This window comes from uncultured Aquimarina sp. (genome assembly GCF_947495315.1).
Taxonomy (GTDB): Bacteria; Bacteroidota; Bacteroidia; order Flavobacteriales; family Flavobacteriaceae; genus Aquimarina.
Genome location: NZ_CANLYD010000009.1, coordinates 58,595 through 79,907 on the forward strand (window position 1 = coordinate 58,595; position 21,313 = coordinate 79,907).

Here is a 21,313-nt window from a genome sequence, read left to right on the forward strand (position 1 = left end):
CAAAGAATGGACTTGTTATGGACAATTTTTGGACACCGGTAAATACAGTACCTAAGAGATGTCTAATTAATTTGTAATTTTACCTTATGAGTCATGAGGTTATCAAAAAAATAGCTCTTTTAGTTTTTGAAAAAGCTAAAAAAGAGCTTAGCAATCCTACAAAAAATGCTATTTGTAATCATATTTCAGATACTCTTGATGCCAATCCCGAAATAGAAGGCCGAATCGATAGTAAAACCATCAAGCGGGTATATGAAAAATTTATAGAAGGAAAAGAAAAAGGAGGACCTTCTGAGGTTACTATTAACTATCTAACCCAATATTTAGGATATGAGAATTATTTAGATTTTATAGAAAAATCAAGAAATTCTATAAAAGATATACATATTACAAAAGAAACAGCTAAAACATCAAAAAAGAGGGTATTTAAAACAATGGCTCTAATAATCTCTATATTATTTGTAGTGATATTAATCACCTTCTCTTTTTTTAGAAGAGTACCCATAACCTCCAAACAAGAAAAAGAAATTGTCGTCTTCTTAATAGATGAAAATAACCAAACTGAATTAGGAAAATTATCTAAAAAAAATGGATATCAATTCTATACCTGGTTGTCCACCGGAAAAGCAGAATTATATTATTATTCGATAGAAGACAATGATGGTAAAGAATATCCTGGTGCCGAAATGATTGAGATATTACCTTTTTGGAAAGAAATGAATCCTATTATTTTATCAAAGCTATGAGATGCATGAAAAATCTATATTTAGTGGTTATTATATTATTTTTGGTCTTATCTAGTGCACAAGCACAAAACAAAAAGGATATTCAGTTACTGGCCTCAGAACTTCATTCTGATTATTATAAAGAAGAAACATACGCTAAAGATGTTTTTGTTAGTTATGTAAAAAATGATAGTTTGTTTAAAAGGTTTCCGGATGTTATCAGAAGTTTTGAGTTTGCTCCTAAAACATCTTTAGAAGAGTACATAACCGATTGTGATCTTAGAGTTCGTAAATTAAAAAAACAATTTGACGGCCAGCAAAAAAGTAAAGATTTTGAAGCTTTTTGGAAAGAAAATCTACGCCCCTGTTATGCCAAATATATACAGACATCACCAGAGTTTCGTTTCGCTTTCGAATTACAGAAAAGTAATGTAATTTACCACATCAATGAAGTCATCGTATATATTTATAGTACCCGAATCCCTTTAAGTACAGATAAAGATTATTTTGAACATAAAAAAGATGAACGAGAAAAACTAATTATTGATATTACTAAAATAGGTCAGAACCAATTTTTGGAATTAAACCAGACTCACGCTGTTAAAGATGGTGGACTAGCATTAAATCTAAGGCTATTTTCTTCTGACTACTGGAAGGGCAGTTTTGAGAGATCTAAAGTTTTATTACATATCAGTTTTAAGTTTACTAACGGACAGATTATACAATCAGAGCCTTTTATGGTAGAAATGTAATTTCTATAGTTGCGGTTTGTCGCAAAAAACTAGTATTAATACGTCTTATTTTTATTGTAACTCAATCAGCGTATTAACTTAAAAAGTTAACAATGAAATCTAACTCTCTATTAGTCTTACTTTTCTCTATTATATTTCATTTTTCCTACATACTATGTGCTCAAAACCAAGAGATTCTTACGGCTCAAAAACCTGCTTCAGAATTATCCCAAACCCCTCAAACTTTAGGGATTAATTTTAAATTAAGCGGAGACAAATCAAGGCTTATTCTTTTGTCTGACAATCAATTAGAAGTTTGGGATACAAATTCCAGAAGAATTCAATTGAAAAAAAAGCTTGATCCAAGAAAAAAAACAGATAAGTTCGAAATCAATCATTCGGGAAATATATATGCACTTTTAAAAAGTGATCTAAAAGATAAAAAAGCTCGTGTTTTAGAATTCTATAGAATTCATGAAGATCAACCATTTTTGAAGTTAGATTCTAAAAACGATAATTTAATAGATTATTTTACTAAAATAAGATTTAATGATAGAGGTGATAAGATAGCAATAGTCCATAGAAAAAATGGAATAAAAATCTATGAAAATAAAAACGGTTTGTTTTCGATATTAAAACATCTAAAAATAAAAGAGGATCGTTTTAAAAGTATTATTGACTTCGAATTTTCTAATGATGTCGATTATTTTTTTATCCTCAAAGGGAACGATTTTAAGCCTAATGAACCTATTACGTATCAAAAGTGGAACCTAAATTCTTTTGAATTGGAAAAAGAAGTTGTTTCAAAAGATTTCGGGTTAAATACTTGGATGGGCGCACAGCTTCAGTCTCAAATAGGTTTTAAAATAGCTGTACCTGGATGGAGTCTTGAACATGGGTTGTTTGTCAATTGTAAGTATATGCAATCTCTCCCGAGATCAAAACGTGTGGGAAACATTAATCCTAATAACAGATCCTATTTAGAGTTATACGATGTTACCACTAATAAAGTCATAAACTTGCTTAGTCATAAATATGCATTCAATGAAGCTATTGTTGTAGATCCACAAACAGTAATTACTTCTGATGAGAGAAGAAATATTCAAGTTTGGAATATAAAAACAGGACAGCTTATTCGTAGTATGAGAACAGATGATATTATTAAAGCTGAAGATTTTGATATATCATTTATGAAAAAATTATCTCGTATCAATGTTATGAGAGTTGATCCATACAGGAAAGAAGTTTATTATAGTATTTCTTCCATAAGAGAGATACATGTATGGAACTATAAATACGATACAGATGAGATTTTTCAATCTAATATGGTAAGTATAGCATCGCCTTTTTTTACTTCTGATTCTACTATTGTATATAAAAAAGGAATCTATTTAGAGCATTTTGATTTCAAAAATCAAAAAACTATACACTTGAAAAAAGAAAATAATGAAAACAAAACTTTTAGTTTTACATATAGCCGAACAGGGAATAAGGGAATTACCAAAACTGATAACTCTTTAAAATTATGGAATATTAAATCATTTTCTGTAACTGATTCTATACAAATTCCTAAATCACCTTTTGACCCCTATTATATCAATGAAGATTTGAGTTATCTGGCATTAGCAGTATCAAAAGATCTAAAAAACACGGTTTCCTCTATGATAGAAAACCCAAATGAGCCACTAGACTTAAAAAAAATGATGGATGATATAATGAAGAACATGATAAATAAGGTGTATAACATTAACGGCGATAAAGTAGATCCCCAAAACATCAAACTAAAATTATATCAAATAAAAGATTCATCTTTTGATCGAATACGCGACATCAATATCCCCGGCTTTTTTATACAAAAAGTTAGTTTTATACCAAGAACAAATCAAATTATAATTTGTGCATCTAATCTACCTGTTTCACGACAAGCAGACAATTATGAACCATACACCAATTATATTTATGATATAGAAAGTAACGTTTTAAAAGCATTACCTAAAGAAATCAACGGAATAACAAAAATAATACCCACTGCAAATACCTTCCTTTCATTAAAACCCGGTAAAAACAATTTCTATGAAGCAAAAATTGTAGATATAACTACCAAAAAAATTATAAAACGATTTACCTTTATTCAGGAAGGCATACAAAATTATGGAAAGATTTATATTCTTGACAGTAATAAAGTATTATTGTATGGAAAAAAGAACAATTTTATATTAGATCTTACAGAAGGTAGTCTTAGATCATTAAACAATTCTATTGATGATTTTGACATTAGTGAAGATAAAGAACTACTTGTAACGGCTCATGGAAGTTTATCATTTTATCACAACTCTTTTGAAAACAAACTCTACGACAAGTATTATCACATTGATAATCAAAGTAGCATCATAATCCTCCCTGACAATTATTATTTCAATAAAGGAAAAGGATATGAATTAGTATCCTTATTTAAAAACAACAAAACATATGGTTTTGAACAATTTGATCTAAAATATCATAGACCCGATTTAGTTGTAGAATCTATAAAGGAAACGCTAGGTGATAGTATTTATAGGATGAAAGAACTTTATGAGTTAGCATACAAGAAAAGATTACAACGGATTGGCAAAAAAGAACAAGAATTACAATCTGATATCCATGCGCCAGAACTGACCATTGTAAATAAGTCACAAATACCTAATAAAACAGATAATCCGATCATCGACATTAGTATAAAGGCGACAGATAATAAATACAACTTAAAGGACTTACAAATCAGTGTCAATGGTGTTTTAATCCGAAAATTGGATCACGATCTAAAAGAAAAATCGTATTCTAAAACCATACCACTAGTTTTATCCAATGGAGAAAACAAAATCTTGATATCAGCAATCAATGATCAAGGAACATCTTCTGACCAGGAAGAAATACATGTAGAATATGTTGGAAAACCAACCCCATCTCATCTATATATCGTTTCGTTAGGAGTTTCAGAATATCAATACCTAAAAAATACTCCTAATTCTTCAAGAGATGCCATAAAATTAGGGGACATTTTTAAACAAACTAATACTACAACGGTAAAATCTTTAGGGCTGGTAAATAAGCAGGTTACCAAAACCAATTTGAAACAAATTTCTGAATTTTTATTGCCCGCCAAAGAAAATGACGTGATTTTGTTTTTTGTCTCAGGTCATGCAATTCAAGTAGAAAATGAATATTTCTTTTGTACAAGTACTTCAAAAATCGATAATATTACTACTACTGGAATCACTTATGATGACTTTGATGACCTTCTAGGGAATACACGATCGAGAAACAGAGTGTTCATATTGAATACCTGCTACTCAGGAGAGGTTTTTGATGTGAATAATATCAAAGAGATACAAGCCATAGGTTTAATGAGAAAGGTATTTGAAGATTTAAAATTAACCAATGGAACTACTGTTATTTCTGCATCTGAGGGAACAGATAAATATTACGAAAGCACTACTAAAGGAAATGGGTTGATAACGCTTGCTATTTTAGAATTAATTACTTTAAAAAAAGAAATTACTGTTCAAGAATTTTGCAATGGAATCATTGAATATTGTAAAATTAAAAATGATAAAGATCCTTTTAAAAGCAAGACAAAGAAAAATATTCCTTTAATTAGATATGACAATATCTATAACAATTTTAGATTGTGGTAGTCTATTTAGTCACAATCTTGCATTAAAAAGCTCGATAACTATCTCTCCGCCGGTACTGTAAAAAAAGCTTCTTGGAAAAAAGAGGCTTTTTTTGTTTATGTCCTGTGCCTTTTTGAACTTCGTCAACTTTTAATTTAAACCTCTAATATATGAACGTATTATACGTTTGTTCATCTCATATACATATAATGTTATAAATTCTGTTATTTTTATAACATATGAAAAGTAATTAAAACCGATGTATCGGTTAAAACCTAATTGCATTAAGTTGAAATTTTATGAACTTAAACCTTACAGCTACTTTAATCCTTTTTGGTTTATTCCAGAGTACAATAATGATATTTCTCATAATCAGAAACAGAAATTGGAAACAAACACCAAATAAATTGCTTATAGGGCTTTTAGTAGTAGTTGGTCTTTCTCTAGTTCCTACTTTCTTGGGGAATTCTGGATTATTGGAAAAAAATGATCATTTAAGATTTCTACCATTCAATTTGGTGATTTTTATCTTTCCTTTATTATACCTCTATCTTAAATCTCTTTTGAGTTACTCTTTTCGGTTTGATTCTAAAAGTTTCCTTCATTTAATTTTACCTCTTGTTTTCACGGTGTACTACATTCTAATTTGGATAGGCAGTTTGACTGTTTCTCCTGAAATGAAGGGAGTATGGATCTTGCGATATGGGTATTTCGAGATTCAACTACTACATAGCATTATCCTTTTGCTATTGCTTTTTAGTTACACAATCATGTCATACTTAGAAGTAAGGAATCATGAAGGAATAAATATTTCAAAAGAAGCTGATAAATATCGTACCTGGATGCTGACCTTACTAGGTCTATTTTTCGTCGGAGTGCTATTCGAATTAATTACCACTCTTCTGGGTAAGATCTACGGTTACTGGAAGAGTTCACCCGTAGATGATTGGTTGGGTTTTTCGTTAACCATGATGGTTAAAATATATAATGGCGTTGTATTGTATATCATTTCTTTGGTAGGTTATTTATCATATTCAAATCCTAAATTGAAAAAGCGGCATGTAAGTATAGCTGTCGCTGATGAACAAGTAAAATCAATCTTGCATATAATGAAGGCTAAAAAACCTTTTCTAAGCGCTGACTTTTCTCTATCAACATTTGCAGAACTAATGGAAACCACTCCTGGTGTTTTATCCAAATTACTCAACAGTTATTTGGATACTTCTTTTAATGATTTTACTAATAAATATAGAATTGAAGAGGTAAAAGATAAACTTAGAAAAGGATTACATAAGAGTCTTACACTAGAATACATTGCAGAAGATTCTGGTTTTAAATCTAAAACCACCTTTTATAGAGCATTCTCCAAGTTTTCCTCACAGACACCTAAAGAATATATCAAACAATTGGAAAAGGAGAAAAAAGTTTCATAATATAATTTGAAACTTTTTTACCAGAACTTAGTGTCTACTTACCATAACAATTGTTGATTTTTGAGGTAAAACAGTTACTTATGCAATTTTCAAGAATACTATTGACATGCCTATTATTAGGTTTAACAACATTGGTTTACGCACAAAATAAAAATGACCAAATCTTAATCGAGGATTTCTATCTCGATTTAGCAATACGCAATTATTTGGATAAACCCACAGGCGAACTTTTGAAGTCTGATTTGGAATCATTGACACGCTTCGTTGCTGTTGGAAAAGGGATTACTTCACTTAGCGGATTGGAGCACGCCAAAAATCTCACGTATCTTAAATTAGATTATAACAAAATTGTTGATTTAACTCCCTTGTCTGGGTTACCCATGCTCAAGAGTCTATTTATTAACGGAAATCAGGTCAAATCGCTATCTGCCATTGAAAACTTAGTCCTTTTGGAAACCTTTTTTTTCGATAGAAATTTCGTTTCAGATATAAAACCGTTGAAGAATTTGAAGAAACTCAAAGGGATTTCAGGAAACTTCAATATGATAAAAGATATATCAATAGCCCGAAATTGGACCGAGTTAACCCATTTTAATATGGCCTTCAATAAATTGGAGACTTTAGAGCCATTAAAAGATTTAGTCCAGCTTAAAGGCATTTGGATACCTGATAATAATGTAGCAGATATAAAAGCTGTATCGAAGCTAAAAAAACTTGAGATTCTCATATTGGAAAAAAACCCTATTTTGGATATTTCAGCTATGGAAGGCCTCACTAAGCTCATTCAGGTAAATCTTATGAATACCAAGATAAAAGATTTTGAACCTTTATCAGACCTCAAAAACATAGGTGTATTGGTATTGAGACAAAACCAAATTAAAGAATTGAAATTTCTTGAAGGCTTAACCAACATCGAATGGCTCGATGTAAGGGAAAATCAAATCGACAATATTGACGAGTTGAAAAACCTGAGTAGGTTAAAAAAATTATTCTTATCAGGTAACCAAATAAAGTCAATTGTTCCTATTGCATCTTTGGAAAATCTTGATTGGGTTTTGTTGGATTACAATAAAATAGATAACCTATGGCCATTGTACAATTTAGAAGGTGTCATGGATGTCTCCTTACATAACAATCCATTGGACAACACTACTGAATTAGCCAATATGAATAAGAAAATAATCAAAAATATTAAATCAAAACGCAAGAATATCCTAACAAAGGAAATAGAGATAAATTCCATCTATCAATTAACGCCAAGTAAAAAATTAATGAAATGAGATATATTTTAATCAATTCTTCTTTTTCAATCTTTTAAATTGCCTTCTAAATGTCCTTTATTTTTTGGATTACATTGATTCTGTTAAAGAATTTTTGTTTTACTTTCTTAAGTAATTAAAATAGATTGATAATTGACTTAGGCATCAACATTAATTAACCAATTAATTCTGATGGACTTACCGCAAATTCCTTTTTAAAGCATTTAGAAAAATACGAAGGACTAGAAAAGCCTGTTTGAAAAGCTATCTCAGCCACTGTGTTTTCTTGATCTAAGAGTAATTCTTTTGCATACTGTAAACGTACAGAAGAAATAAGTTGATTAGGAGATTTATTGGTAATCGCTTTAAGTTTACGTTGTAATTGACGTTCACTGACACCTATCTCTTTGCATAAGGTCGTTACACCAAAACAATCATTGCTCAAGTGGTTATAAATGTTTTGAAGCACTTTTTCTAAAAATGAATTGTGTTTCGCTAATCTGTCTTGATCCGAATTTTGAAGCGTATCCAGTTTTAGATTTTCCACTACTGTATACAACGAAATACATTCACCAGATGCCGTTTTAAAATTTGCTTTATGTGGAGCAAGACTTACTCCTGATCCTAATAATAGATTCTTTACAGTTTGTGTTAGTATTATTTGATTAGGTACTGGTTGTTGAAAAATTGTTACTTCAAAATTTTCAGTTTGTTCACAAATACAATGCTCTACAAAACACTCTTTGATATCTATACCAAGTGATAATGGAGCATTAATAGCTCTCATAGCTTTTACTAAATCAGAACCGCAAAAAACAGCTTTACTTGGACCTTCAAAAGTAGCTATAAATGTTTGTGAGGTATATTCTACTATATTCCCTTTATATTGTTTTATGTACTTTCTAATAACTTCTTGATGTTCTGAACTATTAGTGCCTGAAGAAATAATGTGACCAACCATTACTGTAAATAGCTTTTTCTCATAAACCGGTGCTGGCTCTATATCATTTATAAAAGCCCTCATTGCTTCTAAAATAACATCAGTATCTCCTACCCAAAATAGATGATCGCTTCCTTCTAGTTCTAAAAACTTTGATCCAGGAATACGTTCAGCAATAAATTGCCCTTCCTGGATTTTTACATCGATATCATCTGTACGTTGTAGTAGCAGAGTAGGTACTTTTATAGATCCTAAAATGTCTATGATATCAACCTGAGTATTCATTTTTGTCAATTTCAAAGCAGCACTGGGACTAGCACCTAAACGAAAGTAACTAGCTAACCAATCCATAAAAGTTTTATCTTTTGCTTTAGAAGGCGCAAGTGACGCTAAATTCATCTCTCCACTGCCCCAATCATTCTCAATCATATCATAAACCACCTGACGCTCCTGATCGGTTGGCGCCCAAGGATAGTCTTTAGAATATCTCCTCTTTGCAAAAATACCGAAGGTGATTAAAGAAATAACACGATCAGGATAAGTTGCACTAAACAACGCAGAGACACTTCCACCCTCGGAGTGTCCAAAAAGAACTGCTTTTTCAGAATCCACAGCATCCATAACCGCTGTAATATCTTCCATTCGCTCTTCGAGAGTAGCAAATTCTACAACTCTATCAGAAAGTCCTGTCCCCCTTTTATCAAAAAGGATTACCCTGGCAAACTTACCTAGTTCTGTAAAAAAATCAACCAATTCCGGACATGACCACATCCAATCGATATTCGACACCCATCCAGGGATATACACAATATCTACTGGACCCGAACCAAATACCTGATACGCGATATTAACCAGACCACTCTTAGTATATTTCGTTTCAGGCTTCATAAAATATATCCTATTCTTTTAATTTGATAAAACAGTATCATGCTTTTTTGAGCGAACATTATAAATAATAAATAATCTTATCTAAAGTTAGACGACACATTCTTAAACAAATAAATGTATAAGGAGTCTGCATTGCAAAAAAAAGAGGGTAGCAAAAGAGTATCAAACATCTTAAGGCACTCATTTACAACTGATTAAATAGAAGTGTGATTTATTGAATTTTATTTATCGCTTTAAGACAATAATAAGATATTACTTACAAAATATGGTTTTTATAAATTAAAAAAGATATAGATGTAATCAAAAAACTGTGTGTAAATAATCCTTTTAACACCTTATAACGTACTATTTTTATTTTCAATAAAAGCAATAATATCCTGTTCAGAGCCTAAACCAAGTTTTTTACGAATACGATATCTTAAAGATTTTATAGCAGCTACTGTATTGTTTTGAAGCTTACTAATTTCTGTAGTACTGAGCTCCATTTTCATAAGACAAAGGAGCTCTTTTTCCTTTGGTTTTAATTCGGAAAAATGTTGATCAAGTAGTATTTTAAAATCAATATTTACCTCATCGAGGTACGTCTGTAAACTTAAAGATGATTTTTTAGAACCTTTCTCTGATAATAATGAAGCAGATATGGAGCGTAATGCAGACTTGCGTTCTCTCTCATCCTCTAAAGCTGTGACTTGCTTAATATCATTTATTGTATTATTAAAGACTTCTTCTCTAACAGAGCTTTCTACCACCACTTTTTTAAGTTCTCGTTCTCGATGTGCGAGTGCCAAGTCCGTTTTTAATTTTTCAAGCTCCGCTAGTTCAGCTTTATTTGCAACAAGCTCTAGTTTTTGTTTATTATTTTTTCTAATAAAATAGATTAAAAACAAAGCTGCCAGAACCGTAATAACGAGTAACCCTAAATACAATTTCTTTTTAGTAGATTCATTCTTGAGGTTTAGGGCGACTAGTTCCTTTTCTCTCTTATATTGATATGCAAATTCTAAATCGGCAAAACGTTTTGTTGTACTTTTCTTTACTAAAGAATCTTTGTACTTATCTTGAATTAAAAAAGCCTCGTAAGACTCTGAGAATTTTTTATCATTATATGCGATTCCAACTTTAGCACGGTATGCCGACTGTATTAAAAATAAAGCGTTCACCTTTTTTGAAAAGAAAATAGCGCTATCTATATGCGCATTTGCTTTGCTATATTCTTTTTGTTTGTCATATACTTTTGCTAGATTAGAATGGTTATGCGCTCTTATATTATACTCGGTTGGATCTAACAGTTTTAAGTTTTCTCTATAAATGTTACCAGCTAGATCGTATTTTCCGGTATTTGCATAGGAACTAGCTAAATTTCCCTTTATTTGTAGTCTAAGTGCCTTAGAGGTATCAGCTTCTATAGCTTTTTTGTAATAATACCTGGCAGAGTCCACCTTTTCTTGTTTACCAAAGATTCTTCCTATTCGATTCAACGTAAGTGCTTGCCCACGAGCTGACTTTGCCTTTTCATGAAATACTAATGCACGTTTATGAAATCGTTTTGCTTTCTCAAAATCCATTTGTCTTGAGTAAATATTCCCTAAATTACTTATCGTTCTTCCTAAAATCAAATCATACTCGATCTCTTTGGCAATATCTAAGGCCTCATTTGCATATTGCAAGGCTGTTGGGGTATCTTGTAGATTCAAAGATATGCTGGACATACTATACAATAATTCTGCTTCCATTTTTTGATAATAGTAGCTATTATATCCTTTGTCCTTAATTATTTTATGAACATCTAGAAAGATTTCTTTGGCAATATTACCATCAAAATAAGATAATTGACCTGCCAGTTTTAATCTAAGTGGTAACCGTAAAGAATCTGAATCTGCCTTTTCTATTTGTAGCTTAGTTTCTTCTATCTTTCGAGTACGTGTATCTTTTGCCTTATTTTCTGCCTGTGAATAGGAAAAAAGAGAGATAATACATAAGAGAAGAAATAAAATTCTGGTTTTCAAAATAGAAGGATTTTAAATAAAATTAGTATTGACACTTTAATTTTCCTTAAAACTACTCATCATTTTTTTAATCTAATCTTTAATAAGTGTTAAAACCCTTATAGAACAAAGGATTCTACAGAAGAATTTTTGTTTTGATTTCTGTAGCAATTAAGATAGATTGATAATTGATTTAGGATGAAATTAAATCTGATGGACTTACTGCAAATTCCTTTTTAAAACATTTAGAAAAATACGAAGGACTAGAAAAGCCCGTTTGAAAAGCTATCTCAGCTACTGTGTTTTCTTGATCTAGGAGTAATTCTTTTGCGTATTGTAAACGCACAGAAGAAATAAGTTGATTAGGAGATTTATTAGTGACCGCTTTGAGCTTACGTTGTAATTGACGTTCACTAACTCCTATCTCTCTACATAAGGTCGTTACACCAAAACAATCATTGCTCAAGTGGTTATAAATGTTTTGAAGCACTTTTTCTAAAAATGAATTGTGTTTCGCTAGTCTGTGTTGATCCACATTTTGAAGCGTATCTAATTTTAGATTTTCGACTACTGTATACAACGAAATACATTCGCCAGATGCTGTTTTAAAATTAGCTTTATGAGGAGTAAGATTGACTCCTGATCCCAATAATAGATTCTTTACAGTTTGTGTGAGTATGATTTGATTAGGTACCGGTTTTTGAAAAATTGTTGCTTCAAAATTTTCAGTTTGTTCACAAATACAATGCTCTACAAAACACTCTTTGATATCTATACCAAGTGATAATGGAGCATTAATAGCTCTCATAGCTTTTACTAAATCAGAACCGCAAAAAACAGCTTTACTAGGACCTTCAAAAGTAGCTATAAATGTTTGTGAAGTGTATTCTACTATATTTCCTTTATATTGTTTTAGATGTCTTCTAATAATTTCTTGATGTTCTGAATTATTAAGGCCAAGAGAAATAGTACGACCAACCATTACTGTAAATAGTTTTTTCTCATAAACCGGTGCTGGCTCTATATCATTTATAAAAGCCTTCACTGCTTCTAAAATAACATCAGTATTTCCTACCCAAAATAGATGATCGCTTCCTTCTAGTTCTAAAAACTTTGATCCAGGAATACGTTCAGAAATAAATTGCCCTTCTTCGATCTTAACATCAATATCATCTGTACGTTGTAATAACAAAGTAGGTACTTTTATAGATCCTAGAATATCTATGATATCAACCTGAGTATTGATTTTTGTCAATTTCAAAGCTGAAGTGGGACTAGCGCCTGAACGGAAGTAACTAGCTAACCAATCCATAAAAGCTTGATCTTTTGCTTTAGAAGGCGCTAGTGATGCTAAATTCATCTCTCCACTGCACCAATCATTCTCAATCATATCATAAACCACCTGACGCTCCTGATCGGTTGGTGCCCATGGATAATCTTCAGAATATCTTCTCTTTGCAAAAGCACCGAAGGTAATTAAGGAAATCACACGATCGGGATAGGTTGCACTAAATAACGCAGAAACACTTCCTCCTTCGGAATGCCCAAAAAGAACTGCTTTTTCAGAACCCACAGCATCCATAACTGCGGTAATATCTTCCATTCGTTCTTCGAGTGTCGCGAACTCTACAACTCTATCAGAAAGTCCTGTTCCCCGTTTATCAAAAAGAATCACCCTTGCAAACTTTCCTAGTTCTTCAAAAAAATCAACGAGCTCTGGACACGACCACATCCAATCAATATTAGATACCCATCCAGGAATGTATACTAGGTCTACAGGACCCGAACCAAATACCTGATACGCTATGTTGATGTCTCCGCATTTGGCATAAGTAGTCTTTGGTTTTGTCATATCATTTAGTCTTTTAAGGAATAGAATAAGGCTTGAAGCCCACCGATTATAAAACTAAAGAAAGCCATAACTATCGCCATAAAAACGATACCTACAATGTGTATACGCTAAGGTTTAAAGTGTTAAAAACGGATATACAAAATGTAGACAAAAAAAATTAAACAACTGAAAATCAAGTGTTTATTTTTTATTTCAAAAAAGATCAAACAAACCTCTACATCCACTCTTTTTCTTGTTCGAGTTTTACTAAATATGTGAAAATTTCCTGTTCTGGAGTCAATTTAAGCTTTTTCCTAAGGCGATATCTTGCAGTTCGAGCACTATCGGGAGATATCCCTAGAATACCAGCCATTTCTTTAACATTGAGGTTAAGCATTATCAAAGAACAAATTCTTAAATCATTGGTACTTAAATCTTCGTGTTGTGATTTTAACTTTGTGTAGAATCCCTGATGTGCATCTTCAAAAAATCTGCTGAAATCATCCCAATCTTTATCAATACTCAGGTTTGTACGTACAATTTTATTAAGATCAGCAATTAATTTGCTTTTTTCTATGGAGGAAGACTTTTTAATATTTTGGATGGTTTGTTGTATTCTCTCTATGATTTCATTCTTCTTTATAAAATTGAGCGTATACGAACTGAGCTCTTTGTTCTTAAAATCCAATTGTTGTCTTAATTCTCGTTGCTTTAGTTCAGAATTTTCCAGTTCTTTTTGTGTAAGGGTATGAGCCGCTTCTAATAATTCTCTAGTTTTAGATGCCAATTCATTACTTTTTTTAGCTCGTTGTCTGGAAATGACATAAATCATAAGCCCACAAATCGATATAATAATAACACTAAGCATCAAAATGAGTTGGATAAGATCATCTTTTTTTTCTTGCGCCTTAAGCATTACCAATTCTTTATCTTTTTTTTCTAATTCCTTTTCAAATTCCAAATAGGCAATTTGTTTTGATTTTTCCAGGTTGAAAAGAGAATCTCTAAGAAAAATATATTTATCATAAAAAACGTACGCTTCCTCAGGTTTGGCTTGTTGTTTTTTTAATTCTTTTAATTCTTCATAAGCAAACAACTCGTATTTCTTAAGGTTATTTTCTTTAGCAAGTTGTAAACCTTTATCTACCTCAACAGCTGCCTCATCGAGTTTGCCAGAAAGTCTTAGAATTTTACCGTTAATAATAAGATTATTTGTTAATCCATCAATATCATTTACTTTACTTCCTAACTCTTTAGATTTTTTGATATGGTAGTACGCTTGTTCTATTTCGTTTTTATGAAGATATAATATCCCTAGTTTGTTATGTGCTTCTGCAATACCATAGGTAAAGTTGTTATCCCTATGCATTTTTAGTGCATCCGATAAATACTGTAATGCTTCTTCATCTTTATGTTCTTCAATAAGCATGGTGCCTATTTTAGTAAAGGTAGTAGCAATCCTTCCTTTTAATCCTAGTGCAGTAAATTCATTAATCGCTTGTTCGTAATAATGCAATGCTTTTGCATACTCTTTAAGATCTGCGTAGACCATCCCTATATTGAGTCTGGTATTAGCTAATCCTTTTTTATCTTGTATATCTTGGTATACTTTGTTTGAATTATTGAGGTATTGCAAAGCCATCGTTAGATCTCCTTGTGCCCAATGAGCTACACCAATTATTCGATAAGCTCTGGCTATGCCTTTTTTATTCCCTAGTTCTTCTGATAATTGTAGTGCTTTAGAGCCAAAGTATAAAGATTTATTAGCATCTACAATCCAATATTCATATCCAAGTGCATTAAAAAGATTGACTCTGGTAGTATCTTCTGTGGTATGTGCTTTTAATTTTTGTTCTAAACTATCTATTCTTTTAGTTTTCTGTATTGCGAAGGAATTATCTATCAAGAAAAAGATCCCAAAAATCACACAAAAAACCAACTTTTTACTGCATAAATATCGTTCTGACAGACGTAAAGAAGTTTCAATACAATTCATTAAAAACAGGGATTACAAGAAAAAAGTGATTTTTATAGCCATAAAACTACTCATCATTTTTTTAATCTAACCTGTAATAAGTGTTAAAACCTTTATAACACAAAGGGTTTTGAAAACCTTTTAATAAACCTCCTATTAATTTAATAAACCTCCTATTAATTTAATAAAAACGTATCTCTTAATTTATTTTTACGTGATTCCTACTTAAAGAGAAACTCCTAATAAAATTCCGGCTCCAACTCCGGCAACACCTATCAATATTTTTTCAAAAACAGTCTTTCTTCTTTGTCGTCTGGTAGCTTTTTCAACCAGTTCCAGACTATTGGTTGCTTTGTCTAGACTATTAATAGTATAATCCAAGGCTTTGTGCGTATTGCTTAAGGTTGCTTGAGTTTTTTGATATACGATCTGATCCAGACTATCACTTTTAGTAAAGTTGATATTTAATTGACGTTCCAGATCGATATTTCTTCGCAAAGTCTGAGTATATTTTTCTACCAACTCCTTAGTCATTCTATCTTGGTCAATCGTACTCTGATACACATTTTTAATAGCTAAAAAAGATTTCTTGTTAACCAGAAAAATATCTGGTGTTCTAAAAACATATAGACTATCCTTTTTTACAGTAAATGGTTCTCCCAAACGATTAGCATAGGATTCCTCGATTTCAATTATATTTAATGAATCTTTTTCCTGACAAAAAACTTTGCATACTGATAGGATGAACAGTATAAGTATTATTTTTTTCATGTTTTAAATTTTATATTTAATCCAGCTTCTATTGATTTAAACCAAAGAGACCATTTAATAAAGTACGTTCCTTTGCTAATTGATCATTCGTTAATTGTATAGAATCTTTAATGTTTTGCAATTCGTTCCAGTCTTTGGCATTCTTTCTTTTAAATGAAAAAAGTAAAGAATCCCGCTTATGGATGATCAAATCCTTTTGGACTTTCATTTGTTGGAATTCCAATCTTGCATTTTTTAAAAGATCTTTTGTGATTGCCAAGGTATCTTTTGATATCTCAAGTTCTTTGTTTGCTTTCTCTAATTCTGATGTTATAATTTTCCAATTCTCACTGGTATTAAAAGTCATATAACCGATAATAATTAGAAAAATTAATGCAATTATCTGCAACACCGAACTGATATTAATATTTTTCATTGGTCTAAATATTACTTTATTTGATAATCTGTCACTATTCATTCATAAAGCACAGGATAGTTCTTCTTTCAAAATTTGGTTATAATCAAAACTACTTTATAAATTTTTAAACGATACCGCTTTTCTTAAAAATGTGTGTTAGTTAGCTACACCAATTTTTTACAAAAAACATAACATCCTTTTTTACTTATGCAATCAAAAGTACAATCATCCTAGCAATACTACTATCAAAAAGCCGAATGATAATTGTAAAAATCCGACAACGTATTATAAAAATAAAGCCCTGAACATTAAGCTCAGGACTTCATCCCCTTTTATCAACTAAAACTACTTAACTAACACTTTACCTTTTTAGGTAAATTAATCATTATTTATATTCAGGTCTTTATTTTATTTTTTTATTAATTGCTTAGTAACTCGTCCTTGTTTTCCTTGAATTATTACAAAATAAGGACCGCTTTCCAGACCGGATATATTTATCGATATATCACTGTCTGACAACCCTTTTTGATCAGAAATGATCAACCTGCCATTCACATCATAAATAGCTATCCTATCCAGTACTATTTCACTTGGATTAGAAATATGTACTATATCGCTTGCTGGATTAGGGTACATCCTTATGCTTCCTAATTGCTCAAGATCTTCAATACTTAATGTAGCATCTGTAGTAAGCTCAAAGCTACAGCAAATCTCATTTCCAAGAGCATCAGCTGCACAAAGAGTGACTGTAGACACACCTTCTTCTAATAATGTACCTGGTGCTGGGTTCTGAGTAAAGGTAACTAGTGGATTCGTACAAGTACCGGTTGCTACCGCTTCTCCCGTAGCAAAGTAATCTGGCAGCTGATAGGTAGTACCTACACTTTGATTAGTAGGACAACTGATTTGTGGTGCTGTTGTGTCTTCTACAGTTATAGTAGCGGTACAACTATCTACATTACCACTATTATCTGTTACCGTAAGTGTAACGGTATTTTCTCCTACAGATTCGCAATCGAAAGAATCAACGTCAATGCTTATGTCAGCGATACCACAGTTATCAGTAGAACCTCCATCTACTTCTTGAGCGGTAATTGTAGCTTGCCCATTTTCATCTAACTGAACCGTGATATCTTGGCAAACCGCGATAGGAACCACCGTCTCATTTACCGTTACCGTAAAAGAACAGCTTGCTGTATTCCCAAATTCATCCGTTGCTTCAAAAGTATTTAGTGTTTCTCCTACAGGAAATTCACTACCACTTGGCAATCCTGTGGTTTGTGCAATGGCCCCCTTAGGTGTTGCAATATTTTCTATAAAACTGGTCGCAATAGCCTCCATAGTGGCATCATCAATAAACGTACTGTCGTCTCCTGCAAATAAAAGATAGTAAAGGCGTGTTGTCTCTAATAAACCGGTAACCTGATGTTGATCATCATCAGTATCATCAGAAAAATTTTGAGAAGTTGCTGTGTTTTCCGGGATGATGATCAAATGGTTTACTGAGGGATCACTTCCGCCAGAAGGTTCTAATTCTTCACGTACTCGTTTTACAAAAAGCGTATAATTTGCTTCCCTGAAAGTTATAGTAGAAGTAAATCCATCTGCCAGACCAGATCCATCCGCTCCCAATTCACCTGTGATATTAAAATCATTGATACCATCAAGATCTGCAGCCAATAGCCACATATTTTCTACTTTTCTGGTAAAATACGCTCCATTAATACCAAAATCAGTAGTACTTACAATTACATTATCCGAATATGTAATCTCCCCAGAAGAAAGATCTGTACTTATAAAGTTACCGCCATCGTACATATCATCTCCTCCATCATCAATATTATCACTATTAAGACCATCATCTAATTCGAAATTAAAAGCATTGGGAATTAGAGACGAAACCAATTGATTATCTGTATTATATTTTTTTAAAATGCTTTCTAAAGTAGTATCAAAAATGGTGAAATTATCACTCGCAGTAGGGATATCAAAATTTACTATTGCACTACAATTACCTTCGTCTATGTTGACTATAATATCATCTGCACAAGTAACCACTGGAGCCTCTGTATCGTTTACCGTAATGATTTGTTCACAGCTTGTACTATTTCCTATATTATCTCTTACAGTCCAGTTTACTATTGTAGTTCCGATAGGGTAATTACCCGATGCATCTGATGTATTTGTATAATCATTAGTTATTGTAACGTTTCCAAATTGTGGTAGTCGTAATCTAAAAAAGTTATTACGTAGATTACCACATTGATTATTGTCTACAGAACCATTTTCCAACAAGGTAAAGGTAAGACTATCACCATAGGTATTGATCCACTCATTCCAGGTTTCCTGTTTTATTACAACAGTTTGATTCGTAATGCTACAAGTAGAAGAGCTATTGTTAGTTGCAAGTATTTCTCCATCCGGATCGGTCAATACAAATACTTCATTAGCAGAATCATGATCTCCGGTAAATGTCAATTCTAAAACAACATCAAAGCTAGTTGTACTCAATCCAGATAGTGTCGCTGGCGTATTGATAAGATCGCCTGATTCATTAAAATTGTAAAGAACATTAAAGGTATCTGGTATAACTTGCTCGCCGCAATTATCACTAAAAATAGGAGCGGGAACACGAACAAAGGCTTCGTTCAAACTTGGATCATTATCAACAATTATATCCGCCGGACAAGAAATTGAAGGTACTATATCATCTTCAACGCTCACAATAAATGAACAGGTTGCTATATTACCACTACTATCCTTTGCAAAAAATGTATTCGTCGTTGCTTCTGTAGGGAAAAAATTACCAGAACTCAGCCCGCTAATCAAAATAGGGCCTCCTGTATAATCTTGAAACTCAATGACATATCTTCGTACAGCACTTGCTAAAGCATCATTCCACAAACCATTATTGATTATCAACTCAACGAAATCTTCGTTACTTTGATTATTAGGCTCTCCACTAGCAAAATTTGTAAATACAACAGGTTGACCACTCTGCCACTCAAAACTGTCTTCGGTCGTAATATCATTAAGTCCAATCAATACTCTTTCGATACCTAAATCACCTATAACCTGAGAAAGGAAATTATTTTCCTCTCGAGTATTCACTGTGACCAACTCTAATTTACGTTGCTCGGCCTCAGCGAAAGCTACATTGTATGCACTTGTCTCGTCTGAAATAAAATATGTACTAGCCCCAAAAGTTCCTAATAATGTGAAACCATCAACTATTGTGGGTACAACTGGAAAAGCACAATCTGAAAGTTCTATTTCGTAAGTCACTACTTCAGAACATTCCAGGGTGATATCAGCAGGACATATCAATATAGGAGCAGTACGATCCTCTACTATAACATTGGCTATACAACTAGAAGAGTTTCCTCTGGTATTTGTTACTGTTAAGGTAACTTCATTACTCCCAATATTGGAGCAATCAAAACTATTGGGTGTAACAGTGATAGAGGCAACACCAACAATATCTGTAGAACCAGCATCCAAATTCGAAGCTGAAATTGTAGCCTGACCCGTCTCGTCTAATGGTATAGTAACATCTTGACATAATGCAATAGGAAAATCATTTGCCACTACGGTAACATTAGCTATACAACTAGAGGAATTCGCTCCTTGATCCACAGCGGTAAGTGTTACTTCGTTTTCTCCAATATCTGCTATACCAAAAGTATCCTTGCTAATGCTGGTGGTATCAATATTACAGTTATCTGTAATTTCTACCCCTATGTCAGAAATACTAATAAAAGCTTCATTATTTGTGTCTAATTGTATGGTGATATCTCTGCATTCAACGGTAGGAAAAATAACATCTTCTACAGTAACAATAGCTGCACAACTAGAAGAGTTCCCAAACAAACCTGTTACTGTTAAGACTACCTCATTTTCTCCTAGATTTGTACAATCAAAATTAGTAGAGGTTACCGTTATTGCAGCTATACCTGCATTATCTGAAGATCCTCCATCCACATCACTAGTTGTTATGGTTGATTGCCCGTCAGTGCCTAATTGTATAGTAATACTCTGACATATTGCTATTGGAGTTGATCCTTCTAAAACAGATCCAAAACCTGTCCAACCCTCATTCTCATAATCCGTAGTTGTATTTTCTGGTATGAATAAATCTATAGCACTACGATCCCGGCCAAAAGTGCCATTAGCAATAGATGGCGGTGTATTATTTAGGGAAATTATTTTGGTTAAAGAATTATTAAAAAAAGATTCATTTCCTACAGAGGTCACATTTGCAGGTATTGTAATACTGTTTATTCCTCCATTATCTCTAAATGCGCGGAATTCTAAAGTTGTCAGCGTTTGAGGTAAAATGACACTGGTGAGTCCTTTATTTCTAAAAGCTGAATTACCAATGGTTGTTACCGTATAAGAAATGCTTGTATCCGGATCGGTAACAGTATCAGGTATAACCAAATCATTAGGTAAGGAGGACCCACCTACTGCACTTACCGTATTGAGGTTGGCATCAATTACCTCATAGTTTATATTACCAAAGGTAAAGGTTTGTGAAAAGCTTACCGCAGAAAATAATAATGCAATAATAATAGGTAATTTTGTTTTCATTTTACTTTGTTTAAAGTTTACTTTTTTGTTTATAATTTTGTATTCATAACACTTAATAGAAAAAGATAAGTGAACCGTAAAAAATTGTTATTAAAGAAGAAAAAGCTTAGATGATAAAAAACTTAGTACTTAAAG

At 32.2% G+C, this 21,313-nt stretch carries 12 protein-coding genes; 5 read left to right on the forward strand and 7 right to left on the reverse strand.

From position 1 onward, the window contains the following. Positions 1 to 86 precede the first annotated feature (86 nt). From Q0910_RS16245 to Q0910_RS16265, 5 genes are all read left to right on the forward strand, one after another. Positions 87 to 746 (forward strand): hypothetical protein, encoded by a 660-nt coding sequence (locus Q0910_RS16245; protein ID WP_299218697.1) that lies wholly within the window; start codon positions 87 to 89, stop codon positions 744 to 746. Between the two features lie 5 nt (positions 747 to 751). Further along, positions 752 to 1,477 (forward strand): hypothetical protein, encoded by a 726-nt coding sequence (locus Q0910_RS16250; RefSeq protein ID WP_299218699.1) that lies wholly within the window; start codon positions 752 to 754, stop codon positions 1,475 to 1,477. Positions 1,478 to 1,569: 92 nt separating this feature from the next. Next, entirely contained in the window at positions 1,570 to 5,130 is a 3,561-nt protein-coding gene (locus Q0910_RS16255) for a caspase family protein (RefSeq protein ID WP_299218701.1), read from the forward strand. 749 nt (positions 5,131 to 5,879) lie between these two features. Then, positions 5,880 to 6,542, forward strand: a complete 663-nt coding sequence (locus tag Q0910_RS16260; protein ID WP_299218703.1) for an AraC family transcriptional regulator — start codon at positions 5,880 to 5,882, stop codon at positions 6,540 to 6,542. An 80-nt stretch (positions 6,543 to 6,622) separates the two neighbouring features. Then, on the forward strand, positions 6,623 to 7,822 hold the full coding sequence (locus Q0910_RS16265) for a leucine-rich repeat domain-containing protein (RefSeq protein WP_299218706.1): 1,200 nt from the start codon (positions 6,623 to 6,625) through the stop codon (positions 7,820 to 7,822). Positions 7,823 to 7,976: 154 nt separating this feature from the next. On the opposite strand, the gene Q0910_RS16270 is transcribed toward Q0910_RS16265, so the two are convergent. The 7 genes from Q0910_RS16270 to Q0910_RS16300 all read right to left on the reverse strand — a co-directional run bounded on the left by Q0910_RS16270 (position 7,977) and on the right by Q0910_RS16300 (position 21,178). Then, positions 7,977 to 9,629 carry an alpha/beta fold hydrolase gene (locus tag Q0910_RS16270; protein ID WP_299218708.1) on the reverse strand — a complete coding sequence of 551 codons (1,653 nt, stop codon included), beginning with the start codon at positions 9,627 to 9,629 and terminating at the stop codon, positions 7,977 to 7,979. Between the two features lie 335 nt (positions 9,630 to 9,964). Beyond that, entirely contained in the window at positions 9,965 to 11,635 is a 1,671-nt protein-coding gene (locus Q0910_RS16275; RefSeq protein WP_299218711.1) for a tetratricopeptide repeat protein, read from the reverse strand. Positions 11,636 to 11,807: 172 nt separating this feature from the next. Continuing rightward, positions 11,808 to 13,466: an alpha/beta fold hydrolase gene (locus Q0910_RS16280; protein WP_299218713.1), complete on the reverse strand. Its 1,659-nt coding sequence runs from the start codon at positions 13,464 to 13,466 to the stop codon at positions 11,808 to 11,810. A gap of 214 nt (positions 13,467 to 13,680) precedes the next feature. Beyond that, positions 13,681 to 15,441 carry a tetratricopeptide repeat protein gene (locus Q0910_RS16285; RefSeq protein WP_299218715.1) on the reverse strand — a complete coding sequence of 587 codons (1,761 nt, stop codon included), beginning with the start codon at positions 15,439 to 15,441 and terminating at the stop codon, positions 13,681 to 13,683. A gap of 204 nt (positions 15,442 to 15,645) precedes the next feature. Next, positions 15,646 to 16,191 (reverse strand): hypothetical protein, encoded by a 546-nt coding sequence (locus Q0910_RS16290; protein ID WP_299218717.1) that lies wholly within the window; start codon positions 16,189 to 16,191, stop codon positions 15,646 to 15,648. A gap of 28 nt (positions 16,192 to 16,219) precedes the next feature. Next, positions 16,220 to 16,606 carry a hypothetical protein gene (locus tag Q0910_RS16295; protein ID WP_299218719.1) on the reverse strand — a complete coding sequence of 129 codons (387 nt, stop codon included), beginning with the start codon at positions 16,604 to 16,606 and terminating at the stop codon, positions 16,220 to 16,222. Between the two features lie 390 nt (positions 16,607 to 16,996). After that, positions 16,997 to 21,178 (reverse strand): HYR domain-containing protein, encoded by a 4,182-nt coding sequence (locus Q0910_RS16300; RefSeq protein WP_299218721.1) that lies wholly within the window; start codon positions 21,176 to 21,178, stop codon positions 16,997 to 16,999. Between the last annotated feature and the right edge of the window lie 135 nt (positions 21,179 to 21,313).